Genomic DNA, 26,087 nt, shown 5'->3' on the forward strand with positions numbered 1-26,087 from the left:
CCGGACTGAGACCGGCCCGCCCGGAACGGGACCGGCCCGCCCCCGGGGTCCGCCACCCGGGGGAACGGGCGGTTTCGGACGGTTGCGCCCGTTTCCGATCCGCCGGCCGGGGCAGCCGACGGCCATGGACCGACGACACCACCCCAGGTGGGACAACACCCTCCCGCTGCTGGCGCGCGGCTACGCGTGGCTCCCCGACCTGCGCCGCCGCCACCCCGGCCCGGTCGTGCGGACCAGGCTGGCGGGCCGGCCCGCGGTCGCCCTGCACGGACCGGACGCCGTCCGGTTCTTCTACGACGAGCGGCACGTCGAGCGGGCGGGCGCGCTGCCCGAGCCGGTGCGGAGCACGCTCTTCGGGCACGGCGCCGTGCACTCGCTGGACGGCCCGGTGCACCGGTTGCGCAAGGCGATGTTCCTCTCGCTGCTGGCCGACCCGGTCCGGGTCCGGGCCCTGGTCGACGAGGTCGGCGCGGCCTGGGAGGCCGCGGTGCAGGACTGGGCCGGGCGGCCCCGGGTGGTGCTGCTGGACGAGGCGGCGCGGGTCCTCGCCGCGGGCGCCTGCCGGTGGGCCGGCCTGCCGCCGCCCGAGGACGGCACGGGCCCGCTCGCCGCCGACCTGGTCGCCATGGTCGACGGCTTCGCCACCCCGGGCCCGCGGCACTGGCGCGGACGGCTGGCCCGCCGCCGCCGGGAGGCGTGGATCGCCGGGGTGGTCGAGGGCGTCCGGGACGGCAGCGCGCCGCTCCCGGCCGGCTGCCCGGTCGAGCGGGTGGCGCTGCACCGGGACGCGGACGGCGAACTGCTGGAGCCCCGGGTCGCCGCCGTCGAGGTGCTCAACCTGATCCGCCCCACCGTCGCGGTCTGCTGGTTCGTCGCGTTCGCCGCCCACGCCGCGTACCGCTGGCCGCGGACCCGCGAGGCGCTCGCCACCGGCGACCCGGACTACGCGCGGGCGTTCGCCCAGGAGGTCCGCCGCTTCTACCCGTTCGCCCCGTTCGTCGGCGGCCGGGCCGCCGCCGACCTGACCCACCGGGGCGAGCCGATCGCCGCCGGCACCACGGTGCTGCTCGACCTGTACGGGCAGAACCACGACCCGGAGCTGTGGCCCGACCCGTACGCCTTCCGCCCCGAACGGTTCCTCGAACGGCCGGAGGACGTCGAGCAGTTGGTCCCGCAGGGCGGCGGCGACCCGGGGCGCGGGCACCGCTGCCCGGGTGAGGCCGCGGTGGTCGGGCTGCTGGAGGACCTGTCGGTGCGGCTGGCCCGGCTGGAGTACGTGCTGCCCGCCCAGGACCTCTCCATCCCGCTCGGGCGGATGATCGCCCGGCCGCGCAGCGGCTTCGTGATCGAGGCGGTCCGGGCCTGATGGGCGCGCACGAGCACGAGGAGGCGCGGGTGTCGCCGCAGGAGCACGACGGGCACCGCGGCCGGGCCGGGAGCACCGCCGCCCCGGCCGGGCCGCAGGACGTCCCGGCCCGCGGCTGGCTCGCGGTGCTCCGGCGCACCGCGAAGGAGTTCCTGGACGACGAACTGCCGGACCGGGCGGCCGCACTGACCTACTACGGAGTGCTGGCGGTCTTCCCGGCGCTGCTGGTGCTGGTCTCCGGGCTCGGGCTGCTCGGGCGCTCCGCGACCGACACCGTCCTCGACAACCTGCGGCAGCTCGCCCCCGGCCCGGCCCAGGACGTCCTGCGCACCGCGGTCGAACAGCTGCAGGGCGGGCGCGGCGCCAGCGGGGTGCTGGCCGTGGTCGGCCTGCTGGGCGCGCTCTGGTCGGCCTCCGGCTACGTGGCCGCGTTCATCCGGGCCGCCAACGCGGTCTACGACATCCGGGAGGGCCGCCCGGTGTGGAAGATCACCCCGCTGCGGGTCGGCCTGACCCTGCTGATGATGGTGCTGCTGCTGGCCAGCGCCGTGATCGTGGTCTTCACCGGCCCGGTCGCCCAGCGCGCCGGGGACGTCCTCGGGCTGGGCGCCACCGCCGTGACGGTCTGGTCGGTCGCCAAGTGGCCGGTCCTGGTGCTGCTGGTCTGCGTCATGATCGCGCTGCTGTACTGGGCGGCCCCCAACGTGCGCGGCCGCGGCTGGCGCTGGATCTCCCCGGGCAGCCTGCTGGCCGTCCTGCTCTGGCTGGCCCTCTCCGGCGGGTTCGCCGCGTACGTCGCCAACTTCGGCTCCTACAACCGCACCTACGGCACCCTCGCCGGGGTGATCGTCTTTCTGGTGTGGCTGTGGCTGTCCAACCTCGCCATCCTGCTCGGCCTGGAGTTCGACGCCGAACTCGCCCGCGAGCGGGCCGTCGAGGGCGGACTGCCGCCCGACGAGGAGCCGTACGTGCCGCCGCGCGACACCCGCAAGTGGCCCGAGGGGGAGACGGCCCCCGACATCGAGACGAACCGAGACGAGGAGACGTGATGACCGAGTACGGGTTCTTCCTCTCCTGCGAGGAGTTCACCCCGCAGGAACTGATCCGCCAGGCCGAACGGGCCCGGGAGGCCGGGTTCACCCGGCTCGCCATCTCCGACCACTTCCACCCGTGGAACGAGGCGCAGGGCAACAGCGCCTTCGTCTGGTCGGTGATCGGCGCGCTCTCGCAGGCCGTCGACCTGCCCGTCACCACCCTGGTGACCTGCCCCACCGTCCGGCTGCACCCGGCGGTCACCGCCCAGGCGGCGGCCACCTCCAGCGTCCTGCTGGACGGGCGGTTCGCCCTCGGCGTCGGCACCGGCGAGGCGCTCAACGAGCACGTCCTCGGCGACCGCTGGCCCTCCTTCGAGGAGCGCGCCGAGATGCTGGAGGAGGCCGTCGGGGTGATGCGCGAACTGTTCACCGGCCGCCAGGTCAGCCACCGCGGCCCGCACTACACCGTCGACAACGCCCGCCTGTACACCGCGCCGCGCGGCCCGCTGCCGATCCTGGTCTCCGGGTTCGGCCCCAAGGCCGCCGCCACCGCCGCCCGGATCGGCGAGGGCTTCGTCACCATGCAGCCCGACGCCGACCTGGTCGCCGCCTTCCGCGACGCGGGCGGCACCGGCAAGGTCGTCGGCGGCCTGAAGGTCTGCTGGAGCGCCGACCGGGACGCGGCGATCGACGAGGTGCACCGCCGCTGGCCCACCGAACTGCTCCCCGGCGAACTCGCCCAGGTCCTGCCCACCCCCGCCCACTTCGAGCAGGCCAGCACGCTCGTCACCCGGGAGATGGTCGCCGACGCGGTGGTCTGCGGCGACGACGTCGACGCGCACGTCGAGGCGGTCCTCGCCTACCCGCGGGCCGGCTTCGACGAGGTGTACGTCGGACAGATCGGCCCCGACCAGGACGCCTTCTTCGAGGCGTACCGGACCCGGGTGCTGCCCGCGCTGAAGGGCGCCGACCCCGGCTCGGGCGCCGGCCGGGGCGCGGCCCCGGACCGGCCGCTGGAGACCCCCGAGGCCCGGATGACCGGCGAGGGCGCCCCCGCGCCCGACGAGGACGCCAAGGACGCCGGGGACGGCCCGGAGTTCGCCCCCACCGACCCCGGCCGCTGATCCGGTCGGCGCCGGCGTGCATGACCTGCGGCGGGGCGGTTAGACGGCGGTTGTTCGATTGACTCCGTTCGGAAGGCACCGTCGTGACCAAGGTCTCCCGCCTCCCCGGCGCTCAGACGCACCACTGGGACTGGCAGCTCGAAGGCTCCTGCCGCACCGTCGGCAGCGAGGTCTTCTTCCGACCCGCGAACGAGGGCCGGGCCGAGGCCCGGCAACGGGAGCAGGCCGCCAAGCGGGTCTGCGCCGGCTGCCCCGTCCGGCTGGAGTGCCGGCGGCACGCCCTCGCCACCCAGGAGCCCTACGGCGTCTGGGGCGGCCTGACCGAGGAGGAGCGGCGCGTCCTGCTGGTGCGCCGCGAGCCCGGGGAGATCATGCCCAGTGCCGCCTGAAGGTGGTGCCGTGCCGCGGGCCGACCGGATTCCGGTCGGCCCGCGGCGTTCCCGGCGGTCTGCGCGGGGAGCGCCGCCGGGCCCGGGCCGGGCCGCTGTCCTCGACCGGCAGGTACGGCGCGGACCGGCTGATCTCCAGGAAGCGGCGCACGCAGCGCGAGGGCGAGTCCAGGGCCAGCACCACCCCGAGGGCGCGGGCCTCGTACCTGGTCCGCAGCAGGGTGTCCAGGGCGGACGAGGTGAACAGGTCCACCGCCCGCAGGTCCACCGACAGCCGGGCCGGGCGGGCCCGCAGGCCGTCCCGCAGGGCCAGCGCGAACACCTGCTGGTTGTCCTGGTGCAGGGCGCCGATCAGGGCGCACCGGACGGTGCCGCCGGTGCGGCGGGTCTCGATCCGCAGGTCCGGGGTCCGCACCACGACCGGTCGCCCGGGACGCGGGGTCACCGAGTGGCACCGGCCGGGGCGACCCGGGGCGGCGGCAGCGGGGCGGGCCCGGCGGTGGAGCCCACCGCCGCGCACAGGGTGTCCCACAGCGCCACGGCGTTGCCGTGCAGGTGGCCGGCGGCCGGCGCCCCCTCCTCCAGGGCCGCCAGGTAGGCGCCCACTCCGGTGATCGCGTACCGCAGCTGCGGCGGCAGGGCCTCGACGGCGCCGGTGCCGGCGGTCAGGACCTCGGTGAAGCGCTCCAGGCGGGCCCGGGTGGGGAAGTCCACGAACATCGCCTCCAAGCGCTGGTGCGGGGGACCGGCACGGTCCACTCTCCCCGCACGCATGACATGCGTCAATGAATACACGAAAATTATGTCATGCATGACGTGTCGTGAATCGCAGTGCATATCCTGGACCGGTGGAGAGAACCGCCGAAGCCAGCCGCCAGTGGACCTTCCTGACCAACCACGCCAGGGTGCTGATCCAGATCTACCGCGACCCCGGCATCCGGGTCCGGGACATAGCCGCCCGCTGCCTGCTCACCGAGCGCGCGGTCCAGCGGATCATCTCCGACCTGGAGGACGCCGGGTACCTCTCCCACGAGCGCGTCGGCCGCACCAACCACTACCACGTCATCGACGGCCAACTGCGCCATCCCGCCGACGCCGGCCCCACCATCGCCGAACTGCTCTCGGCCCTCCTCACCCCGCCGCCGGACGCGCCCTGACCCCCGGCGCCCGCAGGGCCGGGGGTCAGCGGTCAGGGGTCGGCCGCCGACTCCCGGCGGCCGGTGATCAGGGGGCCTGGGTGTCCGCCGCCGGGGGCTCGGGCTCCTCGTCGCCGTTGCCCTCGGCCTTGGCCCGCACGTCGGCCGGGGTCGGCGCGGTGATCTCGCGCTCCTCGGCCGAACGCTCGCGCACGCTCTGCCCGGCCGCCTCCTCGGCGGCCCGGTCCTTCTTCTCGCCGTCCTGCGTGGTCATGGCTGCTCCTCTCCTGCACTCCGTCGGGGACACCCGGCGGCTACCCCCGACCCGGGCGGCCACACCGGGCCGACCGGGTGAACCCCGGCCGCCCTCAGCCCCGCCCGGCCGGCCACACGCCCGTCACCCGCTTCCAGGCCGTCGCACCCGACCGGTCCAGGGCCGCCTTCACCAGCGCGAACACCGCCCCCTGGAGCGCGGCGGCGATCAGCACCTGCCGCCAGCCCCGGTCCTCGTCGGTCGCGTCCGGCGCGTCGTCCTCGTGGGCGACCCACTGCCACACCCGCTTGAACACCGCCCCGGCCACCACCCCGCCCAGCGCCCCCACGGCCAGACCGACCGGCTTGTACACCACCGCTGCCGCCTTCATCACGACCTCCTCCAGCTACGGGCCCCGGGCCCCGGACCCTCCGGCGGCTGCCCGGCGGACCACGCCGCAAACGGCGGCCCCGCGTGACCCGGCCCGTTCCGGGTAGCCGACCGCCGTCCCACCCGTACCGGACCGAGGAGACCCGATGGACGCGATCGTGCTGCTGAAGGAAGACCACAAGACCGTCGAGAAGCTCTTCAAGGAGTTCGAGAAGGCCGGCGACCGGGCCCACGCGACCAAGCGCCGGATCGCCGACCGGGTGATCGAGGAGCTGACCGTCCACGCCGTCATCGAGGAGGAGGTCTTCTACCCGGCCGCGCGCGAAGCCGCCCCCGGGACCGCCGACCACGTCCTGGAGAGCGTCGAGGAGCACCACGTCGTGGTGTGGACGCTGGCCGAACTGGCCGGCCTCGATCCGCACGACGAGCGGTTCGACGCCAAGATGACGGTGCTGATGGAGAACGTCCGCCACCACGTCGAGGAGGAGGAGCGGGACTGGTTCCCCGAGGTCCGCAAGGCCATGGGGCGCAACCGCCTGCTCGAACTCGGCGAACGCCTGGAGGCGGCCAAGGAGACCGCCACCCGCGACCCGCTGAAGGTGCCCAGCGCCGCGAAGTGACCGCGAAACGGCCCGGCCCCCGCGGGGGCCGGGCCGTTCTCACGCCGGGCGGCCGCTACCGCTCGCCGTGGCGGCGCTCCTCGTGGCGCAGCAGCAGGAACGGCAGCACCAGCCAGGTGACCGCGAAGTAGGCGACGGTGCAGGCGGACACCGTCGCGGCCAGCACGGCGTTGCCGGTCGCGGTGCGCAGCAGCAGCAACAGGGCGCAGCCGATGGTGAGCGCGAGCAGCGTCAGGCCCAGGCCGATCAGCCGGGAGCCGGTGCGGACCAGCACCGGCTTCAGGTCGTGCCCGGCCAGCAGTCGGTGGAAGGAGACCGGCGCGATCAGCGAGGCGGTCGCGCAGGCGCCCAGGACGACGGTGACCGTGTACAGGCCCTTGTCGAAGCCGCCGAGCCCGGCGAACCGCGGGGTGAAGGCCACGCTCAGCAGGAAGCCGAACAGGATCTGCGCCCCGGTCTGCGCCACCCGCACCTCCTGCAGCATCTCGTCCCACTGCCGGTCGGCCCGCTCCTGCGCGCTCTCGTCACGGCCGGGGCCGCCGCCGGTGTTCCGGGAGTCGTCCACGGGGAGTCCCCTCGCTCGTCGTACCGCTCGTCGTGTTTGATCGGGACGCGGTGCACCGCCTCCGCAGCCGATCGTCCGTCGGCCCGGGGGCCACGGGCGGCACCCGCGCCCGTGTCGTCCCTCGGGACCCGGCTGCCCGGCGCGGGCAGCCGCCATGCCGGGCGCGGGCGGCGGCCGTGCCCGGCGTGGGCGGCGCACGGCGGGGCAAGCGTGCAGGGCCATCCACTCCGACCGGGAGGATCCGTCCATGAGCAGTGCGCAACGGTCCGTCAACGACTACCGGGAGAGGGCCCGGCAGCGCTTCGCGCGCCACGAGCGCCGGGGCGAGGCCAGGCTGCCGGCGGTGATCGCCACCCTGGCGGCGATCCTGCTCTACCTGGTCCTGCCGGAGCAGCTGCTGTTCGTCCCGCGCTTCGTCCTGCCGGCGCTGGAGGTGCTGCTGCTGGTCCCGCTGATCGCGGTCAACCCGCGCCGGATGACCCGGCAGAACCGGCTCTCCCGGATCGGGTCGCTGACCCTGGTCGCCCTCATCGGCCTCAGCAACCTCGTCTCGCTCGGCCTGCTGGTCAACGCCATGGTCACCGACCGGGCCGACGACGGCGGCTCGCTGCTGCTGGCCGCGCTCCAGGTCTGGGCCACCGGCATCATCGTCTTCGGCCTGGCCTTCTGGGAGCTCGACCGCGGCGGCCCGGTGGTGCGCACCCAGGCCGACCGGGCCGAACTCCCGCTCGCCGACTTCCGGTTCTCCCAGGACGAGAACCACGACGCCGTCGAGGAGGTCGCCGACGGCTCCGCCCGCAGCTCCGACTGGGTGCCCACTCTGATGGACTACCTGTACGTCTCGGTGACCAACTCCACCGCCTTCAGCCCCACCGACACCATGCCGCTGTCCACCCGGGCCAAGGCCCTGATGGCCGTCGAGAGCATCGCCGCCCTCATCACGTCCCTGCTGGTCATCGCCCACGCGGTGGGCCTGCTCGACCAGTAGCACGGCTCCGGCGCGGCAGAGCGCCCGCCGCCCCGCACGGTCGCGGGGGCGGCGGCCGCTCGGCCGCGCCCGGCCGGTCAGGGCAGCCGGTGCCCGTCCGGGCCGCCGTGCACGCCGTCCCGCACCTCGTGGGCGGTCTCCCGGCCGGTGGCCCGCAGCTCCTGCGCCGCGTGCTGCCCGGCGTCCCGGGCGGCCGCCGCGGTGGTGTCGGCGGCCTGCCGGGCGGCGGCCTCCACGGACCGCACCGCCCGGGCGGCCGGGTCGTGCAGGTCGTCCCGGACGTCCCGCGCGGTGTCGAGGGCGGCCCGCTTCACCGGCTCCAGCAGCTCCGGGTGCTCGCGCAGCCGCTCGCCGCCCCGCTCCTCGATCCGGCTGGCGGGCAGCAGCGCCGCCGCGAGCAGGCCCGCGCCGAACGCCACCAGGCCCGCACCCAGCGGGCTGCCCTGCGTCCGCCGGCGCACCTGCTCGGGCGCCCGCCGGACGGACTCGCCCAGCTGGGCGGCGCCCTCCTGCGCGGTGCGGCCCAGCCGGGCGGCGGTGTCACCGGTGGCGTCCGCCGCGTGGCGGGTCGACTCGGCGCTGTCGTGGACGGGTCCCATCACTCGCTCCTTGATCCCGGTCATCGTGCGGCGTGCGGCGTCGGCCCGGCGGTGCACCACCCGGCTCGGGGTGATCCGGTCGGCGAGCCGGTCGACGTTCTGCGCCAGGTGCGCCCGGCGGGCCTCGACCTCGTTCCTCAGCTCATCGGGTGTCGCGCCCATGCGGCGTCCTCCTTCAGGGTCTGCACGGTCTGTTCGGGCTTGAGCCGGACGTCCTTCAGCCGCTTGCGGCCGGTGCTCCACAGCACCGCCCCGGCCAGCGCCCACAGGGCGGTGACCACCAGCGCGGCCCAGGCCGGGGGCATCACCGCGGCCAGCGCGAAGACCACCGTCAGGCTGCCCAGGACGACCGCCATGTGCCCGGCGTACCCGGCCCCGGCGAGCATGCCGGAGGCCTTGCCCGCCTTGGTCGCCTCCTGCTTGATCTCGGCCTTCGCGAGTTCGATCTCGTCGCGCACCAGGCGGCTCAGGTCGCCGGTGATCTCGCTGATCAGGTCGCCCAGCGACTCGTGCCCGCCCCGCTCGGCGGAGCCGGGCGGCTGCCGGGGCGGGGGAGGGGTCGGGCCCGGGGCCTCGGCCGCGGGGTACCCGGCGGTGCGGTGGTCGGTGAAAGGTGCGGTCACGGTTCACACCCCCCGGGCCGGCGGCTGCTGCCCCAGGCCGTGGAACGGGGCCTGCTCCCCGCCTTGCTCCCAGCCGTGGTCCCGGCCCTGCTCCCAGCCCTGGTCCCGGCCCTGCTCCCGGCCGGGGAGCGGCCCCTGCAACTGGCCGTGCCGCGGGTCCTCGACGTGGCCGGTGCCCCCGACGGGGCCGGGCTCCGGCGAGCGGCCCGGGTTCGGCCGGTAGGCGGGGGCCGTGCCGTACGGGTCGGAGGTGCCGGGGACGGCCGGGGGCACGGTGGGCGGGGCGCTCACCGGGGCCGTCACGACGCCCGGACGGTCCGGCCAGGCCCCGTCCCGCTCGTCGTGGCCGCCGAGCCCCTCCTGCCCGTCCTGCCCGTCGTGCCCGTCGTGCCCGTGCTCGGAGGGGCCGTCGGCCGCTGCGACGCCCTTGCCGGCCCGGCCGAGCGCGAACCCGGCCAGTGCCGCTCCCGCCAGGAACAGGCCGGGGCGGCGGCGCGCGAAGTCCTGCACGTCCTCCAGCAGCCCGTCCGGGCCGCGCCGCTGCAGACGGTCGGCCACCCGCTGCCCGCCGTCGGCGAGCTGGGCGACCGCGACGGCCGCCGTCGAGTCGGGCTTGCCGTGCGCGGCCATCTCCCGCAGCTCCGCCGCCAGCCGGCGGACGTTCTCCGCCAGCCGCTCCGTCTGCTCCCTGGCCTGGCCCCGCACCTGGCCGCGGGCCTCGTCGAGCAGGTCCCGGGCCTGCGCGAGCGCCTCCTGGGCGACCCGGGCGGCCTGCTCCTCGACCGTTCCCGCGACCTCACCGGCCTGGTCGGCCACCACGTGCGCGCCCCCGGCGGCGCCGTCCCGCACGCTCCGGGCGGCGGCACCCACCGGGCCGACGTGCTGCTCCGACTCCCAACTTCCCTGATTCGCATAGTCGTTCAAGGCTGCTCCTCACTCCGCGGGTCGGATCGTTCGTGCCGCCCGACTGCCCCGTTCCGGGCGACATACACAGATATGTCCGCAACCCGTTCGATCCGGCCCCGGCCGCGGCGGCCGCCGCTCCGTCAACCCGCCTGCCCGGCAAGGCGGGTGACGTGCCGTCGAGCGCCGGCCGATCCGGCCCCGGCCGGAACCGGGGGCACCCGGGCGACGTCCTGTCGGGGCATGGACAACAACACCTTGGGGCGGCGCGGACTCCTCCGGACGGCGGTCGCGGGGGCCGCCCTCCTGCCGGTGGCCGGGGCCGTCACCCCGGCCGCCGCCGCAGGCGAGCCGCAGCCGCAGTCACAGCCGCAGTCACCGCCGCAGGGCGGTGGCGGCGCCGAGACGGCGTTCACCTGGCTGGGCAACAGCGGCTGGCGGATCGAGGGCGACGGGCACACCGTCCTGTTCGACCCGTACCTCACCCGCTTCCCCACCCACGGCTTCGACGCCGCCACTCCGCTCACCGTGGCCACCGACGTGGTCGACCGGCACATCGGGGAGCCCGACCTCGTGCTGGTCAGCCACAGCCACTGGGACCACTTCAACGACGTCCCGTACATCGCGAAGAGCCGCGGGGTCCAGGTGGTCGGCACCGCCACCACCTGCCACCTGCTCCGGGCCACGGGCGTGCCACCGGCGCAGCTGATCGTGGTGAAGGGCGGCGAGGTCCTCGACTTCGGCGGGTACACCGTGCGGGTGGTGGCCAGCCTGCACAGCCGCAACGCGACGCACCGCTACTGGGCGCCCGGCACCCTCACCGCTCCGCCCGCCGCGCCGCCCGCGACCATCGGCGAACTCGTCGAGGGCGACACCCTGGCCTTCCAGGTCCGCATCGGTGACGGCCCGTCGACCCTGCTCACCGGCGCCAGCGACTTCGTCGAGCACACCTACGCCGGCCTGCGCCCCGACGTCGCGATGATCGCCGCCGAGAGCACCGCCCGCACCACCCACCAGTACGTGCCGCGGCTGCTCCAGGCGCTCGACCACCCGCGCACCGTCGTCCCCGTGCACTGGGACACCTTCGAGACGCCGCTGGCCGAACCCGCCGTCCAGGACCCCGGGATCGACCTCGACGGCCTCCTCGACCAGGTGCGCCGGCTCTCCCCGCGCACCCGGCTGGTCCGCCCCGAACACCTCGCCACCCTGCGGCTGCGGGCCTGACGGGCGGTCGCGGAATGCCGGCGGCCCGCCGGGAGTTGGGGCAGGCACCAAGCCCCCTCCGGCGCGGCCGCCGGCCGACCGGAACGACCCGCGCCGGAGCCCCGCATGACACCCCGTTCGTTCCTCTTCCTGCTCGGCAGCGCTCGCACCGGCGGCAACACCGAGGCGCTCGCCCGGGCCGCCGCCGAGCAGCTCCCGGCCGGCACCGGGCAGCGCTGGCTGCACCTGGCCTCCCTCGACCTGCCCGAGTACGTCGACGCGCGGCACGCGCCGGGCGGGCCGGAGTCCCGGCCCACCGTCGGGGACGAGGCGCTGCTGCTGGAGGCCACCCGCGGCGCGAGCGACCTGGTGATCGCCTCGCCGCTGTACTGGTACTCGCTCTCCTCCGCCGCCAAGCGCTACCTCGACCACTGGTCGAAGTGGCTGCGCACCCCGGACCCGGGGTTCCGGGCCGAGATGGCCGGGCGCACCCTGTGGGGCGTCACCGCGATGGCGCACGCCGAGGAGGAGGTGGCCCGCCCGCTGGAACTGACGCTCCAGCACACCGCCGCGTACATGGGCATGCGCTTCGGCGGCGTCCTGCTGGGCAACGCCAGCAGCCCGGGCCAGGTCCTGGCCGACGAGCGGGCGATGGCCCGCGCCAAGACCTTCTTCGCCGGGCGGCCCCCGCTCGCCCGCTTCCCGTACGAGGACTGACGGGGAGCGACGGGCAGCGGCGGCGGCTACCCGGAGGAGCGGGTGGCGTTGCGGGCCAGGTTGGCGAGCAGGCGGCGGTTGCGCAGGTGCAGGAGCAGCTCGGTGAGCGGGTTCTCCAGCCGGGCCCCGATCCCGCGCAGCGGGTGCTCGTCGAGCAGCAGCAGGGTGTCGTTGCCCCAGGGGACGAGCGAGAAGGCGATCCGGGCGGTGCCCAGCGGGTCCGCCGCGGCCTCCAGTTCGAGGCGGCGGCCCGGCTCGCAGATCCGGACGACGCAGGTGTCCTCCAGCGTGGCGGGCCCGAGGCCGACCCGGAACCTGAGCCGGGCCCCGACCTCGGGCCACTGCTCGTCCGCGTCCAGGACGTCCTGCGTCCCGACCACCCACTGCGCGTAGCTCCGGGCGTTCGCCAGGACGTTCCAGACCTGCGCCGCGGGGCAGTCGATCAGGCGTTGGCGCTGTGCCATGGGGATCCGTTCCCTTCGGACGGGCGGGTCAGCGGTGCGGCCCGCGCCGGACGGTCGGGCCGCCCGCCGGCAGGAAGCGGGCCGGCGAACGACGGTGGGCGTTCAGCGCGGCGCGGGCGGCGTTGGCGCCGCACGCCCCGTGCACGCCGCCGCCCGGGTGGGCGGAGGCGGAGGCCAGGTAGAGCCGGGCGACCGGGGTGCGGGGCCCGGCCGTGCCCGGGGTGGGACGCAGGAACAGCTGCTGGTGCGGGGCCGCGGTGCCGCCGTTGAGGGCGCCGCCGACCAGGTTGTCGTCGAGCCCGCGCAGCACCGGCGGGGTGAGCACCCGGCGGGCGGCGACCAGGTCGCGGAAACCGGGGGCGAACCGCTCCACCTGCCGCTCGATCCGGTCGGCCATCGCCTCGCCCTCCCGCTCGTCCCACCGGCCGGTGATGCCGTCCGGGCCGAGGTCCGCGGAGATCCGCTGCGGCACGTGCGTGTAGGCCCAGGCCGACTCGGTGCCGCGCGGCGAACGGGACGGGTCGGCCACCGTCATCTGCCCGAACAGGCTGAACGGACGGGCGGGCAGCCGCCCGGTGATCACCTGGTGCGCGAAGTCGCCGAGCTCGTCCAGGTCGGCGCCCAGGTGCACCGTCCCGGCCCGGCCCGCCAGCGGCGCGCTCCACGGCACCGGCCCGCGCAGCGCCCAGTCCACCTTGACGGTGCCGAAGTCCCACTGGAAGCGGCCCACGTCCCGGCGCAGCCGCCCGGGCAGGTGCTCCCAGCCGACCAGGCCGCCGTACAGCGCGGTCGCGGCGGTGTCCGCCAGGACGGCCCGCCGGGCCCGGTGCCGGCAGCCGTCCGCGGTGCGCACGCCGAGCGCCGTCCCGTCCCGCACCAGCACCTCCCGCACCGGCTGCCCGCAGTGCACCTCCCCGCCCCGGGACTCCAGCCGGCGCACCAGCGCGGCGGTCAGCGCGGACGCCCCGCCGACCGGCACCGGCCAGCCGTACCGCCGCCCCAGCATCGCCATCAGCCAGCCGAACGCGCCGCTGCCCGCCGCCTCCGGCAGCAGGTCCGCGTGCAGCGCGCACCCGGCCAGCAGCAGCCCCGGCGCGTCGCCCGCGAACTCCTCCTCGGCGAGGCGCCGCACCGGCAGCGCCAGGAACCGCGCCAGGTCCAGCAGCCCGGCCGGGCGCAGCCGGGCCGCGATCGCCGCACCCGCCCGCACCGGCGGGAACCGGGTCAGCAGGGCGTTCACCAGGTGCGGCTCCAACTCGTCCCAGCGGTCGGCCAGCCCCAGCCAGGCCCGGGCGTCGGGCCCGCCGAACATCCGCTCCAGCAGCTCCGGGTCCGGCCCGCCGTCGCCGTCCCGGTACAGGCCGGCGCAGCGGCCGTCCGGCAGCGGGTGGGCCAGCACCAGCGGGGCGTGGCTCCAGCGCAGCCCGAACCCCTCCAGCCCCAGCCCCCGGATCGCCGGGGAGGCGACGGCCAGCGGGTGGAAGGAGCTGAACAGGTCGGAGACGAAACGTGGGTCCACGCCCCGGTCGCTGCGCACCGCCCCGCCCGGGACGGGCTGCGCCTCCAGCACCAGGACCCGCCAGCCCGCGTCCGCGAGCAGGTTGGCCGCGACCAGCCCGTTGGGGCCGGATCCGATCACGATCGCGTCAGCCATGCCGGCCTCCTCAGGACCTCGACGGCCCCGCGCCTGCCCGACCCGCCCCGACCGCACACCTGCGGCCGGGACATCCGCCCCCGGCCGGGCCCGCTACCGCACCTCGAAGCCGACCAGGCAGGTGTCGTCGTCGGTGTCGGCGCCGCTGAACCGCAGCAGGTGGTCCAGGTGGGCGTCGAGGGCGGCGGCGCCCGCGCGCGGGGCGGCCTCGGAGAGGGCCACCAGGTTGGCGAGCGAGGTGTGCAGGCCCTGGTCACGGCGTTCGATCAGGCCGTCGGTGTACATCACGATCCGGTCGCCCGGCGCCAGTTCGATCTCGCTCTCCTGGTAGTCGGCCCGGCCGATCACGCCCAGCAGGATGCCGTCCACCTGCGGCAGGCACTCCGCGCTCCCGCCGCGCAGCAGCACCGGCGGGAGGTGGCCGGCCCGGGCCCAGCGCAGCCGGCGGTGCTCCGGGTCGTACAGGCCGCAGACCGCGGTGGCGGTGACGTTGTCGGTCAGGTGGTGCGTCACGCTGTTCAGCCAGGCCAGCAGCTGGGCCGGGCCGGCCCCGGTGGCGGCCAGGCCGCGCAGCGCGTTGCGCAGCGCGACCATCCCGGTGGCGGCCTCGATGCCGTGCCCGGCGACGTCGCCGACGCACACCAGCACCTGCCCGGAGGGCAGCGGCAGCGCGTCGTACCAGTCCCCGCCGACCAGGTGGTCCTTCTCGGCGGGCCGGTAGCGCACCGCGACGTCCAGGTTGTTCAGGGTCAGCGGGCCGCTGCTGGGCGGCATGATCGCGTGCTGCAGCTGCCGGACCAAGCGGTGCCGTTCGGCGGCCTGCTGCTCGGTCTGGGCCAGCTGGTCGCGGGTGGCGGCCAGCGCGACCTCGGTCCAGTGCTGGGCGGAGACGTCCTGGTAGGCGCCGCGGACGGCGCTGACCCGCTCCGCGGGGTCGTGGACCGGCTCGGCCACCACCCGGACGTGCCGGCTCACGCCGTCCGGGCGCTGCAGGCGGAAGGCCGTGGACGCCGGACGGCGGTGGTGCAGCAGGGTGCGCAGGAACCGGTCGACGGCGTGGCGGTCGTCCGGATGGGCGTGCTCGGTCAGCTCGTCCAGCGCGATCGGCCGCGCGGTGGCGGGCAGGCCGTACAGCTCGAACAGGGTGTCGTTCCAGACCACCTGGCGGGAGTCGAGGTCCTCCTCGAAGCCGCCGATCCGGCCCAGCCGCTGGGCGTGGTGCAGCAGCCGGGCGATCTTCGGCGTGTTGTCGGCCAGCCGCCACAGCACGGTCACGTGGCTGCCGTGCCGGCTGACCGACACGTACGCGTCCGTGCTCAGCGGCACCCCGTCCACCAGGGCGGCCAGCTGCATCCGCGGGTCCCGGAACGGCGTCCCGGTGGCGTGGACGTCCTCCACCGCCCCCAGCAGGCCGCCCTCCCGGGCGGCCAGCGGGTACGCCTCCAGCAGGGGCGAGCCGACCAGCGCGGCGGTCGGGCGGCCCGCGAAGTCCACGAACGCCGGGTTGGCGTGCCGGATCACGAAGCGCGGCGGGACGGCGTCGTCGGCGGGCTCCAGCACCATGCACGGGTCGAGCAGCCCGTCGACCAGCCGGGCCAGCTCGTCCAGCCGCCCGGTCCCCGGCGCCCCCTCCGGGGCGTCCGCCCCCCAGGTCTCCAGGGTGGCCGCGCACAGCCCGGCCAGCGCCTCGAACTGCCGCTGCAGCGACTGCGAGCGCTCCGGCAGCTCCCCGCGCCAGCACACCTCCAGGACGCCGATCAGCCGGCCGCCGACCCCGGCCGGGACGGCGATCCGCCCGCCGCCGGTCTCGTGCTGGCCGATCGACGGGACGGCCGCGTCGGCCAGCGTCCGGTACGCCACCGTCGCCCGCTCGTCCAGCGCCCGGCGGGCCGCGGTGACCACCCCGGGCGGCACGTGGCGCCACCGCCGGGCCTCCGCGTCGGTGAAGCCGGCGCTGCCCGCCAGCGCCAGCGACAGGTCGGGGCGGGCCGCCCAGATGGCCACCGCGACCGCGCCCAGCGGGCGCAGCGCGTGCTCCAGCATCGCCCGGGCCGCCGCGGCGGCGTCGCTGCCGCTCAGCGCGTCCGCCTCGGTGTTGCGCAGCCGGACGCCCACGCCCGGGTCCGCCGGGTCCGCCGGGTCCGCGGTCCGCGCCACGAAGTCCTGGGCGGCCTCGGAGATCTTGTCCGCGGCGGCCTGGTTGACCAGCCCGGCGGCGAGCTCCAACGGGGTGGAGCCGGCCTGCTCCGCCAGCAGGTGGAGCTGCTTGGCGGCCTCGGTCGGCCCGCAGCGCAGCCGCTCCACCAGGACGCCGACCGCCATCTCCACCACCGAGCGGCCCGCGGCGTGCGCCTGCGCCTCGTCGAGCTGCCGGCGCAGCTGGTCCACCGCGCCGGCCAGCCGCCCCAGCGCGCCGTCGGCCGGGGCGCCGTCGACCTGGGCGCCGTCGGCCGGTGCGCCCTCCGGCCCGGAGGCGTCGGTCGGGGCGGGCCGTTGGGCGCCGATCCGCCCGGACGGGACCGGGAGGGCCGACGGGATCGGCAGCTCCTGGCCGGGGTGCGGCTCCCGGGACTGGTGCACGGCGTGGACTCCTGCGGTCGGTCGGACGGGCGGTCGGGGTGGGACGGTCGGGCGCGGGGGCTACCGGGTGAGCTGGGCCTCGATCCGGCCGATCAGCTCGCCCGCGTCGACCGGCTTGGTGACGTAGTCGCTGGCACCGGAGGCGAGGCTCTTCTCGCGGTCGCCGACCATGGCCTTGGCGGTCACCGCGATGATCGGCAGCGCCGCGTACTGCGGCATCGCGCGGATCGCCGCCGTCGCGGCGTACCCGTCCATCTCGGGCATCATCACGTCCATCAGGATCACGTCGACGCCCGGGTTGGCGGCCAGCGTCTCCAGCGCCGCCCGGCCGTTCTCGGCCTGCAGCACCCGCATGCCGTGCAGTTCCAGGATGCCCGTGATCGCGTACAGGTTCCGGTCGTCGTCGTCGACGACCAGCACCAGGCGGCCGTTCAGGGCCGAGCTCCCGGCCTCCCAGGGGGCGTCCTGCGGGAGCCCGCGGACCAGCGGGACGTCCGCGGGGTGGTCGGCGCTCATGTGCAGGGCGATCCGCTCGCGCAGCTCGTCGAGGCTGGAGATGACCTCCAGCGGGCGGGCCCCGGCCCGGGAGAGCGCGTCGGCGTCGCCGGGCGTCCCGCGGTTGCTGTGCACCAGCACCGGCACGCCCTGCAGGGCGGGGTCGCGGTCCATCTCGCGCAGCAGCGCGGGGGCCGCCGCGTCGGGCAGGTCCAGGTCCAGCACCACGCAGTGCGGGGGAGCGGAGGCCAGGACGGCCGCGGCCTCCGCCGCGCCGACCGCGGTGACCACCTCGGCCCGGCGGCGGCCCTCCCCGGGCCCGGACAGGCCGGCCGGCTCGGCGGTGGCGTTCTCGGCGACCAGCGACAGCAGGCCGCCCTGGCGCTCCTCGACCACCAGCAGGCGGCGCGGCTGGAGCGGGGCGGCGCCCTCCTCGGCGCCCTGGTGCCCGGCGTCGCCGAGGGCCTCCCGCCGCTCGTCCGCCCCGGACCGGGGCTCGGCCTCCAGCACCAGGAACTCGGGGCGGGTGACCGGCAGGAACAGGGTGAAGGTGCTGCCGCTGCCCAGCACGCTCTCGGCGGTGATCGCGCCGCCGAGCAGGTAGGCGATCTCCCGGCTGATCGACAGCCCCAGGCCGGTGCCGCCGTACTTGCGGCTGGTGGTGCCGTCGGCCTGCTGGAACGCGCCGAAGACGCTCTCCAGGTGCTGCGGCGCGATGCCGATCCCGCTGTCCGAGACCTGGAAGGCCAGCACCGGCCCGCCGCGGCGCACCCCCTCGGGGACCTGCTCCTCCGGGGCCAGCCCGACCCGCAGCTCGACCCGGCCCCGCTCGGTGAACTTCACCGCGTTGGACAGCAGGTTCCGCAGCACCTGGCGCAGCCGGTAGTCGTCGGTGACCAGCTGCTCGGGCACGTCCGGGGCGGTGCGGACGGTGAAGGTCAGGCCCTTCTGGCCGGTCAGCGGCTTGAACGTGGCCTCGGCGTACTCCAGCAGGCTGTGCAGCGCGACCGGCTCGGGGGTGAGGTCCATCTTCCCCGCCTCGACCTTCGACAGGTCGAGGATGTCGTTGATCAGCTGCAGCAGGTCCGAGCCCGCCGAGTGGATGATGCCCGCGTACTCGACCTGCTTGGCGGTCAGGTTCCGGGTCGGGTTCTGGGCGAGCAGCTGGGCCAGGATCAGCAGGCTGTTCAGCGGGGTGCGCAGCTCGTGGCTCATGTTGGCCAGGAACTCCGACTTGTAGGTGGAGGCCAGCGAGAGCTGGTGCGCGCGCTCCTCCAGCTCCTGCCGGGCCTGCTCGATCTCCAGGTTCTTGGTCTCGATGTCCCGGTTCTGCGCGGCCAGCAGCGCGGCCTTGTCCTCCAGTTCCGCGTTGGACGCCTGGAGTTCCTCCTGCCGGGCCTGCAACTCCTGCGAGCGGGCCTGGAGTTCGGCGGTCAACCGCTGCGACTCGTCCAGCAGCTCGTCGGTCCGGACGTTGGCGACGATCGTGTTCAGGTTGACGCCGACGGTCTCCATCAGCTGGTCCAGGAAGGCCCGGTGGACAGTGGCGTACGGCCGGACCGAGGCCAGCTCGATGACGCCGAGCACCTGCTCCTCGACCACGATCGGGACGACCAGCAGCGACAGCTCCTCGGTGCGGCCGAGCCCGGAGGAGGCCGCCAGGTAGCCGGCCGGCAGGGCCTCGACGGCGATGGTGCGCCGGCTGCGGGCCGCCTGCCCGACGAACGACTCGCCGAGCCGGAAGCTGGCCGGCCGCTCGCCGTCCGGGTACGCGTACGAGCCGATCAGCCGCAGCAGTGTGCCGCCCTCGGCCTCCTCGGCCAGGTAGAACGCGCCGACCTGGGCGCCCACCAGCGGGGTGAGCTCGTCCATCACCGCCTCGGCGACCACGGCCAGGTCGCGCTGGCCCTGCAGCAGGCCGGAGAAGCGCGCCAGGTTGGTCTTGAGCCAGTCCTGCTCCTCGTTGGCCCGGGTGGTCTCGCGCAGCGAGCCGACCATGGCGTTGATGTTGTCCTTGAGGTCGGCGACCTCGCCGGAGGCGTCCACGGTGATCGAGCGGGTCAGGTCGCCCGCCGCGACGGCGCTGGTCACCTCGGCGATCGCCCGGACCTGCCGGGTCAGGTTCCCGGCCAGCTCGTTGACGTTCTCGGTCAGCCGCTTCCAGGTGCCGGAGACGCCCTCCACCTCGGCCTGGCCGCCCAGGCGCCCCTCGCTGCCGACCTCGCGGGCGACGCGGGTGACCTCGGCGGCGAACGAACCGAGCTGGTCGACCATGGTGTTGATGGTGGTCTTGAGCTCCAGGATCTCGCCGCGGGCGTCCACGTCGATCTTCCGGGTCAGGTCGCCGCTGGCGACCGCCGTGGTGACCTGCGCGATGTTGCGGACCTGCGAGGTCAGGTTGTGCGCCATGAAGTTGACGTTGTCGGTGAGGTCCTTCCAGGTGCCCGCGACGTTCGGCACCCGGGCCTGCCCGCCGAGGATGCCGTCGGTGCCGACCTCGCGGGCCACGCGGGTCACCTCGTCGGCGAACGCCGACAGGGTGTCCACCATCGTGTTGATCACCCCGGCCAGCGCGGCGACCTCGCCCTCCGCCTCGACGGTGATCTTCTGGCTGAGGTCGCCGCGGGCCACCGCGGTGGCGACCTGGGCGATCGAACGCACCTGGCCGGTCAGGTTGGACGCCATCACGTTGACGTTGTCGGTCAGGTCCTTCCAGGTGCCCGAGACGCCCCGGACGGTGGCCTGACCGCCCAGGTTGCCCGCCGTGCCGACCTCGCGGGCCACCCGGGTCACCTCGTCGGCGAACGCCGACAGCTGGTCGACCATCGTGTTGATGGTCTCCTTCAGCTCCAGGATCTCGCCCCGGGCGTCGACCCGGATCTTCTGCGTCAGGTCGCCCTTGGCGACGGCCGTGGTGACCTGCGCGATCGCCCGGACCTGCGCGGTCAGGTTGTCGGCCATCACGTTCACCGACTCGGTCAGGTCGCGCCAGGTGCCCGACACGTCCCGGACGTCGGCCTGCCCGCCGAGCCGCCCCTCGGTGCCCACCTCGCGGGCCACCCGGGTCACCTCGCCCGCGAACGAGCTCAGCTGGTCGACCATCGTGTTGATGGTGTCCTTCAGCTCCAGGATCTCGCCGCGCGCCGTCACGGTGATCTTCTGCGACAGGTCGCCGTCGGCCACCGCGGTCGCCACCTGCGCGATCGCCCGGACCTGGCCGGTCAGGTTGCCCGCCATCGAGTTGACGCTGTCGGTCAGGTCGCGCCACGTCCCCGAGACGCCCTGCACGTCGGCCTGCCCGCCGAGGATGCCCTCGGTGCCCACCTCGCGGGCCACCCGGGTCACCTCGCCCGCGAACGAGCTCAGCTGGTCGACCATCGTGTTGACGGTGTTCTTCAGCTCCAGGATCTCGCCCCGGGCGTCCACCGTGATCTGCTGCGACAGGTCGCCCTTGGCGACCGCGGTGGCCACCTGGGCGATGTCGCGCACCTGGGTGGTGAGGTTGCCCGCCATCGCGTTGACGCTGTCGGTCAGGTCCTCCCAGGTGCCGGACACCCCGGGAACGACCGCCTGGCCGCCCAACTGCCCCTCGGTGCCGACCTCGCGGGCCACCCGGGTCACCTCGGAGGTGAACCGGGACAGCTGGTCCACCATGCCGTTGAACACGGTGGCGATCTCGCCCAGCAGCCCGTCCGCGTCCTCCGCCAGCTCGGTGCTGAAGTCCCCGTCGCGCACCGCGGTCAGACCGGCCAGCAGCGAGCGCAGCTCGGCCTCGCCGATCTTCGAGCGGTCGGCCGCCGGCTCCGGCCCGGGGCCCGCCGAACGGGACCCCTCCGGTCGGGAGCCGGCCGGCCGGGGGTCTTCCTGCCGGGAGTCCGGGGACGTCGTCGAGCCAGCCATCGAAAGCTCAGCCTCCTAGCACGCTCCGCCGCAGGGCGGAGCAACCGATCGAGCGCACGGGCCCGGAAACCGTCCGAGCGCAGTCCCCCGGGGCCCCGGGCGAGGCTACCCCAGCCGGGCGAAGCACCGGAAACCCCGGCCCGGGGAACGCGCGGCGAACGGCTCCCCGGGAACGCCGGATTCAGGACGGGAACGCGGCGGGGGAGAGCCCGGCCGCGGGGAGCCCGGCCGGGGGGAGCGCGGCCTCCGCCACCACCGGGGCGCCGCCGTCCGCCGGGAGCACGGTGACGCGCAGGCGGTCGGTGCCGGCCGTGGCGGACAGCCGCAGGGTGCCGCCCGGGCCCGCGGGGGGAGCACCGGCGAGCGCCCCGGTGAACGCCTCCCCGCCGGCGGCCGCCGCCGCCCGGGCCGCCCCGGCCGGGACGCCGCACCCGGTCAGCCAGCCGCGCAGCGCCGCCCGGGCCGTCGCCGCCTCCTCCGGGCGGGCGGACAGCGACAGCTCCAGGCGGCCCGGCTGCCGGTAGAGCAGCACCGCCACGTCGTCCTCGTAACCCTCGCCGGGCGCCATCCGGCCGGTCACGTGGTCCGGGAGCTCGGCGGTCGGCAGGTGCCCGCCCGACCCGACCGCGCGGGCCGCCTCCGCGATGCCCGCGGCCAGGCTGCCGCGCCGCCGCTCGACCAGCCCGTCCGTGTACAGCAGCAGCGTGGAACGGCCGGGCAGCACCACGGTGGCCTCCGGCCGCGGCAGCCCGGGGCGCACGGCCAGCGGGAGCGAGCGTCCCCCCTCCAGCAGGACGGTGCTGCCGTCGGCGCGGACCAGCACCCCGGGCGGGTGCCCGGCGCTGGAGTGCCGCAGCTCGCCGGTGGCCGGATCGAGGACGCCGCAGAAGACGGTGGTGCAGACCGCGCCGGGCACGGTGGCGGCGAACGCGTCCAGCGCGGCCAGCGCCCGGGCCGGGGCCGGGTCCCGGAGCAGCAGGGCCCGGCACGCGCTGCGCAGCTGGCCCATCACGCTGGCGGCGGCCAGGCCGCGCCCGACGCAGTCGCCGACGATGATGCCGGTCCGGCCGTCCGGCAGCGGCACCGTGTCGTACCAGTCGCCGCCCACCTCCAGCGGCGGGACGGCCGGCTCGTAGCGGGCGGCGAAGCCCTCCGGCAGCCGGTCCGGGCCCAGCAGGGCGTGCTGCAGGGCGAGGGCCGTCTCGCGCTGCTGGTCGATCCGGCGGGCGCGGGCCAGGCCCTGGGCGAGCCGGCCGCCCAACAGGGTGAGCAGCAGCTCGTCCTCCCGGGTGAAGGGCCGCCGCCCGCCCAGCTCGACCACCAGGACCAGCGGCCCGTCGGGGTGCTCCAGCCGGACCCCGGTGCCGGCCGGCCCCGCCACCGGGACGAGGGCGGGCCCGGCGACCAGCTCCGCCAGCTGGCGCTCCGCCGACTCCGACAGGTGGGGCTCCGCCGGGGCGGGGGAGTCGTCGACGGCGGTGATCCGGGGCGGGGCGGCGGTGTTCGCGCGGTCGAAGCGGGCCGCCAGCACCCGGCGGGCCCGCCACAGCCGGCGCATCTCCGCCAGCGCGCAGCCGAGCGCCTCCTCGGCGTCCGCGGCCCGGCCCAGGCAGTCGGCCAGCGCGGCCAGCGCGCCCTCCCGCTGGACGGCGTAGTACTCGGCGGTCACGTCCCGGAAGGTGCCGACGGTGACGGTGCGCCCGGTCGCCGGGTCCGGCACCCGGTTGAAGGTGGAGTGCGCCCAGATCCGGTGGCCGTCCCGGTGGGTGGCGGGGACGGTGGCGCTGCCGCCGTCGCCCGCCATCGCCGCGGCCAGCGCGTCGGCGGACCGCTGCCGGGCCTCCGGGTCGGCCTCCTGATCCGCCCACCACGGGTGCGGCGGACGGTAGGGCAGCCCCTCCGGGCCGTACCCGAGGACGTCGGCGAACGCCGCGTTGACCCGGATGACCGCGCCGTCCTCGTCGCAGACGAAGAACGCGTCCTGGAGCGAGTCGACCAGCCCCTCGCTCCACCGGGTGTGCCGCTCGCGCAGCCGCGCCAGCCGCAGCGCCGCCCGCACCCGGGCCAGCAGGTCGGCCGCCGCGAACGGCTTGACCAGGTAGTCGTCCGCCCCCGACTCGAAGCCGTCGATGGCGTCCTCGCGCCCGGCCCGCGCCGACAGCAGCAGCACCGGCAGGGCGGCGGTGCGCGGATCGGCGCGCAGCGCCGCGACCAGCCGCAGGCCGTCCGTGCCCGGCATCATCACGTCGCTGATCACCAGGTCGGGGGCGACGGAGCGGACGGCGGCCAGCGCCCGGTCGCCGTCGCCGACCGCGGTGACCCGGTGGCCCGCGCCGGTCAGCACCCGGGTCAGGTAGTCGCGCATGTCGGCGTTGTCGTCGACGACCAGGACGTGCGCGGGCCCGTCCGGCCGGTCCGGCCCGCCGTCGCCGCCCGGCCCGCCGGGTCCGTCCTCCGCGGCGGCGGTCGGCCGGTCCGCGGCCTCCCAGCGGGCGGCCTCCTGGAGGAAGGACTCGGCGCCGTCGGCCGACCCGCGGCGGGCCGGGGCCGCGGGGAGGGCGGCGTCCGGGGCCAGCGGCAGGGTGACGGTGAAGGCGGTGCCCCGGTCCGGGACGGACTCGGCGCCGACCGTCCCGCCGTGCAGCTCGACCAGCTCCTTGACCAGGGCCAGGCCGATGCCGCTGCCCTCGTGCGAGCGGGCCCGCCCGCCCTCGACCCGGTGGAAGCGGTCGAACAGGTGCGGCAGCTCGGCGGCGGGGACGCCCACCCCGGTGTCCGCCACGGTGACCTCGGCCCGGCCGTCCCGCTCGCGCACCCGCACCCGGATCGCGCCCTCGAAGGTGAACTTCAGGGCGTTGCCGAGCAGGTTGAAGACGACCTTCTCCCACAGCCCCGGGTCCACCAGGACCGGGGCGCCCAGCGGCGCGCAGTCGACCTCCAGGGCGAGCCCGGCGCGCTGCGCGGCCGAGCGGAACACCGAGGCCAGCTCGGCGGTCAGCCGCGCCAGGTCGACCGGCTCCGGGCGGGCCCGCATCCGGCCCGCCTCGATCCGGGAGAAGTCGAGCAGCGTGTTGACCAGCCGCTCCAGCCGCAGCGCGTTGCGCCGGACGGTCTCCAGGTCCTCGCGGACGTCCGGATCGACAGCGGAGCCGGGCGCGCGACCGGGCCCGCCGTCCGCTCCGCCGTTCGTCCCGTCGTCGGCCCCGCCGCCCGCTCCGTCGTCCGCCCCGCCGCCCGCGAGCCGCTGCCGCAGGGCCTCGACCGGTCCCGCGATCAGCGTCAGCGGGGTGCGGAACTCGTGGCTGATGTTGGAGAAGAACGCGGTCTTCGCCCGGTCCAGCTCGGCCAGCTGCTCGGCCCGCCGCTGCTGCGCCTGGTGGCTGCGGGCACTGGAGACGCCCGCCGCCAGCCGGTCCGCCACCAGGTCGACGAAACCGAGCTGGTCGTCGTCGAGCGGCCGGTACCGGTTGAGGCCGACCACCAGGAAACCGCTCGGCCCCTCGTCACCGGGCCCGCCCAGCGGCACCACCCGGGCCCGCTCCGGCGGCTCCTGCCACGCCCCGCACGGCAGGTCCGCGAACGGGCCGCCCGCCAGCGCCGTCGTCGACGCCTCGCCGCGGCGGGCCGCCGCGACCGGCCACGGCCCGTCCGGGCCGGTCAGCGCGGGCGCGGCCGGGTGCCCGGCGGGCACGCCGGAGGAGGCGGCCAACCGGGCACCGCCCCCCTGCTCCTCGAACAGGTACGTGAGGGTGAAGGGCAGGTCGTACGGGTTGCGGGCGAGCTGCCCGGCGGCGAAGGCCAGGAACTCCTCCTCGGTGCGCACCGTCCCCGGGACGGAGCCCAGGTCGCGCAGCGTCGCCATCCGGCGCTCCGCGACCACCCGCTGGGTGTCCTCGCTGACCACGCACAGCACGCCGAGCACCTCGTCGCCCCCGTCGCGCAGCGGGCTGTAGGAGAAGGTGTGGTAGGTCTCCTCGGTGTACCCGGAGCGCCGCAGCCACAGCAGCAGCGCCTCGTCCCAGGTCGCCTCGCCCTCGGTCAGCACGTGCTCGATGCGCGGGCGGGCGTCCTCCCAGACCTCCGCCCACACCTCCCGGAACGGGCGGCCCAGCGCCCACGGGTACTTGCCGCCCAGCGTGTCGCGCCGGTACGCCCCGTTGCAGAAGAAGGTCAGCTCCGGGCCCCAGGCCATCCACATCGAGAACCGCGAGGACAGCACCAGGTCCACCGCCGAGCGCAGGCCCTGCGGCCAGTGCGCCGGGTCCCCCAGCGGCGTCGCCGCCCAGTCGACCCGCGCCAGGTCCGCGCCCACCACCGGATCGGCACCGAAGACCCCCCGTGTCCGCTCCCGCGCCACCGGGCTCCCTCCTCCCACCCGGCACCGCCGGACGCGGCACCGTCGTCACCATTCATTGTGCCGGGTCCGACCCCGGCCCTCGGCCCCGGACGGATGCCCGCTCCCCGGCCCGGTAACCGCCCGCACCGTCGGCCCGGTAACCACTGGGCTCGCCGACCCGGCGACCGCCCACCCCGTCGGCCTGGCAACTGCCCGCTCCACCGGTCCGGCGCCCGCCCGCCCCGCTGCTCCGGTAACCGCCCGCCCGGCTGCCCCGGTAACCGTCCACCCGGCCGGCCCGGCAGCCGCCCGCCCCGTCGGAGCGGTTGGCTAGCATGACCGCCATGACCGACCACATCGCGGGGCCGCCCGGAACGACGGTGCTGCCCCTGCGGGGCGACCTCGACCACGACAACCAACGCGAACTCGCCGCGGAGGTGGACGCCGCGATCGCCCGCACCACCGGCGCCCTCGTCCTCGACGTGTCGACGGTCACCTTCGCCGACTCCTCCGCCCTGCGGACCCTGGTCCTGGCGCAGCAGCGGATGGAGGCGGCGGACGGCGCGCTGGTCCTGCTCGGACCGCTCGGGCCCGCGCTCCGGCGGCTGCTGGAGATCACCGCCACCGACGGCTACTTCACCGTCGCCGACACCCTGCCGCTGGCCCTGGCGGCGGCCGCGGAACTCCTGCGCCGCGACCCGCGCGCAGCCGGCACCGGCTGATCCGGACCCGGGCCGCGCCGCATCAT

Annotated in this window: 22 protein-coding genes and 1 pseudogene; 10 read left to right on the forward strand and 13 right to left on the reverse strand. The window is 76.1% G+C overall.

All coding sequences use genetic code 11. The features are described 5' to 3' along the window. Window positions 1-124 precede the first annotated feature (124 nt). The 4 genes and pseudogenes from ABD345_RS04785 (at window position 125) to ABD345_RS04800 (ending at window position 3,913) form a co-directional block, all read left to right on the forward strand. Entirely contained in the window at window positions 125-1,366 is a 1,242-nt protein-coding gene (locus ABD345_RS04785) for a cytochrome P450 (protein WP_344550473.1), read from the forward strand. After that, window positions 1,366-2,415: a YihY/virulence factor BrkB family protein gene (locus ABD345_RS04790; RefSeq protein WP_344550474.1), complete on the forward strand. Its 1,050-nt coding sequence runs from the start codon at window positions 1,366-1,368 to the stop codon at window positions 2,413-2,415. Before ABD345_RS04785 ends, ABD345_RS04790 begins: the two co-directional genes overlap by 1 nt. Continuing rightward, window positions 2,415-3,359 (forward strand): annotated as a pseudogene (locus ABD345_RS04795) (TIGR03557 family F420-dependent LLM class oxidoreductase); the annotation flags it as partial. The gene ABD345_RS04790 and the pseudogene ABD345_RS04795, both read left to right, overlap by 1 nt. Window positions 3,360-3,607: 248 nt before the next feature. Next, the gene (locus tag ABD345_RS04800; protein ID WP_344550475.1) at window positions 3,608-3,913 is read left to right on the forward strand and encodes a WhiB family transcriptional regulator; all 306 of its coding nucleotides are present in this window, start codon (window positions 3,608-3,610) and stop codon (window positions 3,911-3,913) included. On the opposite strand, the gene ABD345_RS04805 is transcribed toward ABD345_RS04800, so the two are convergent. Further along, window positions 3,894-4,331: an STAS domain-containing protein gene (locus tag ABD345_RS04805; protein ID WP_344550476.1), complete on the reverse strand. Its 438-nt coding sequence runs from the start codon at window positions 4,329-4,331 to the stop codon at window positions 3,894-3,896. The genes ABD345_RS04800 and ABD345_RS04805 overlap by 20 nt on opposite strands. Before the next feature lie 23 nt (window positions 4,332-4,354). Then, on the reverse strand, window positions 4,355-4,627 hold the full coding sequence (locus tag ABD345_RS04810; protein ID WP_344550477.1) for a hypothetical protein: 273 nt from the start codon (window positions 4,625-4,627) through the stop codon (window positions 4,355-4,357). 134 nt (window positions 4,628-4,761) lie between these two features. On the opposite strand from ABD345_RS04810, the gene ABD345_RS04815 reads away from it, so the two are divergent. Continuing rightward, window positions 4,762-5,070, forward strand: coding sequence for a helix-turn-helix transcriptional regulator (locus ABD345_RS04815; protein WP_344550478.1), 309 nt, complete (start codon window positions 4,762-4,764; stop codon window positions 5,068-5,070). A gap of 67 nt (window positions 5,071-5,137) precedes the next feature. On the opposite strand, the gene ABD345_RS04820 is transcribed toward ABD345_RS04815, so the two are convergent. Then, window positions 5,138-5,323, reverse strand: a complete 186-nt coding sequence (locus ABD345_RS04820; protein WP_344550479.1) for a hypothetical protein — start codon at window positions 5,321-5,323, stop codon at window positions 5,138-5,140. 94 nt (window positions 5,324-5,417) lie between these two features. Then, window positions 5,418-5,693 (reverse strand): DUF4235 domain-containing protein, encoded by a 276-nt coding sequence (locus tag ABD345_RS04825; protein WP_344550480.1) that lies wholly within the window; start codon window positions 5,691-5,693, stop codon window positions 5,418-5,420. Window positions 5,694-5,838: 145 nt separating this feature from the next. On the opposite strand from ABD345_RS04825, the gene ABD345_RS04830 reads away from it, so the two are divergent. Then, window positions 5,839-6,312, forward strand: a complete 474-nt coding sequence (locus tag ABD345_RS04830) for a hemerythrin domain-containing protein (protein WP_344550481.1) — start codon at window positions 5,839-5,841, stop codon at window positions 6,310-6,312. Between the two features lie 55 nt (window positions 6,313-6,367). On the opposite strand, the gene ABD345_RS04835 is transcribed toward ABD345_RS04830, so the two are convergent. Beyond that, window positions 6,368-6,877 carry a DUF6328 family protein gene (locus tag ABD345_RS04835; RefSeq protein ID WP_344550482.1) on the reverse strand — a complete coding sequence of 170 codons (510 nt, stop codon included), beginning with the start codon at window positions 6,875-6,877 and terminating at the stop codon, window positions 6,368-6,370. A gap of 247 nt (window positions 6,878-7,124) precedes the next feature. On the opposite strand from ABD345_RS04835, the gene ABD345_RS04840 reads away from it, so the two are divergent. Further along, on the forward strand, window positions 7,125-7,865 hold the full coding sequence (locus ABD345_RS04840) for a hypothetical protein (protein ID WP_344550483.1): 741 nt from the start codon (window positions 7,125-7,127) through the stop codon (window positions 7,863-7,865). A 77-nt stretch (window positions 7,866-7,942) separates the two neighbouring features. On the opposite strand, the gene ABD345_RS04845 is transcribed toward ABD345_RS04840, so the two are convergent. Genes ABD345_RS04845 through ABD345_RS04855 form a run of 3 tightly spaced genes read right to left on the reverse strand, consistent with a single transcriptional unit; the run spans window position 7,943 to window position 10,011 of the window. Next, window positions 7,943-8,626 carry a DUF3618 domain-containing protein gene (locus tag ABD345_RS04845; protein ID WP_344550484.1) on the reverse strand — a complete coding sequence of 228 codons (684 nt, stop codon included), beginning with the start codon at window positions 8,624-8,626 and terminating at the stop codon, window positions 7,943-7,945. Next, on the reverse strand, window positions 8,602-9,087 hold the full coding sequence (locus tag ABD345_RS04850) for a phage holin family protein (protein WP_344550485.1): 486 nt from the start codon (window positions 9,085-9,087) through the stop codon (window positions 8,602-8,604). Before ABD345_RS04850 ends, ABD345_RS04845 begins: the two co-directional genes overlap by 25 nt. Before the next feature lie 3 nt (window positions 9,088-9,090). After that, window positions 9,091-10,011 (reverse strand): hypothetical protein, encoded by a 921-nt coding sequence (locus ABD345_RS04855; RefSeq protein WP_344550486.1) that lies wholly within the window; start codon window positions 10,009-10,011, stop codon window positions 9,091-9,093. 222 nt (window positions 10,012-10,233) lie between these two features. On the opposite strand from ABD345_RS04855, the gene ABD345_RS04860 reads away from it, so the two are divergent. Next, window positions 10,234-11,214, forward strand: a complete 981-nt coding sequence (locus ABD345_RS04860; protein ID WP_344550487.1) for an MBL fold metallo-hydrolase — start codon at window positions 10,234-10,236, stop codon at window positions 11,212-11,214. A 105-nt stretch (window positions 11,215-11,319) separates the two neighbouring features. Beyond that, window positions 11,320-11,910: a flavodoxin family protein gene (locus tag ABD345_RS04865; protein ID WP_344550488.1), complete on the forward strand. Its 591-nt coding sequence runs from the start codon at window positions 11,320-11,322 to the stop codon at window positions 11,908-11,910. A gap of 26 nt (window positions 11,911-11,936) precedes the next feature. On the opposite strand, the gene ABD345_RS04870 is transcribed toward ABD345_RS04865, so the two are convergent. The 5 genes from ABD345_RS04870 to ABD345_RS04890 form a co-directional block, all read right to left on the reverse strand. Further along, entirely contained in the window at window positions 11,937-12,374 is a 438-nt protein-coding gene (locus ABD345_RS04870; RefSeq protein ID WP_344550489.1) for an SRPBCC family protein, read from the reverse strand. Window positions 12,375-12,402: 28 nt separating this feature from the next. Beyond that, complete coding sequence (locus ABD345_RS04875; RefSeq protein WP_344550490.1) at window positions 12,403-14,028, reverse strand: phytoene desaturase family protein; 1,626 nt, start codon at window positions 14,026-14,028, stop codon at window positions 12,403-12,405. A 93-nt stretch (window positions 14,029-14,121) separates the two neighbouring features. Beyond that, entirely contained in the window at window positions 14,122-16,608 is a 2,487-nt protein-coding gene (locus ABD345_RS04880; protein WP_344550491.1) for a SpoIIE family protein phosphatase, read from the reverse strand. Window positions 16,609-16,668: 60 nt separating this feature from the next. Next, window positions 16,669-21,003 (reverse strand): HAMP domain-containing protein, encoded by a 4,335-nt coding sequence (locus tag ABD345_RS04885; protein WP_344550492.1) that lies wholly within the window; start codon window positions 21,001-21,003, stop codon window positions 16,669-16,671. 181 nt (window positions 21,004-21,184) lie between these two features. Next, window positions 21,185-25,201, reverse strand: a complete 4,017-nt coding sequence (locus ABD345_RS04890) for a SpoIIE family protein phosphatase (RefSeq protein ID WP_344550573.1) — start codon at window positions 25,199-25,201, stop codon at window positions 21,185-21,187. Between the two features lie 482 nt (window positions 25,202-25,683). On the opposite strand from ABD345_RS04890, the gene ABD345_RS04895 reads away from it, so the two are divergent. Continuing rightward, window positions 25,684-26,061 carry an STAS domain-containing protein gene (locus ABD345_RS04895; protein ID WP_344550493.1) on the forward strand — a complete coding sequence of 126 codons (378 nt, stop codon included), beginning with the start codon at window positions 25,684-25,686 and terminating at the stop codon, window positions 26,059-26,061. Window positions 26,062-26,087: the final 26 nt, after the last annotated feature.

This window comes from Kitasatospora saccharophila, assembly GCF_039529925.1.
In the GTDB taxonomy this organism is placed as follows: Bacteria; Actinomycetota; Actinomycetes; order Streptomycetales; family Streptomycetaceae; genus Kitasatospora; species Kitasatospora saccharophila.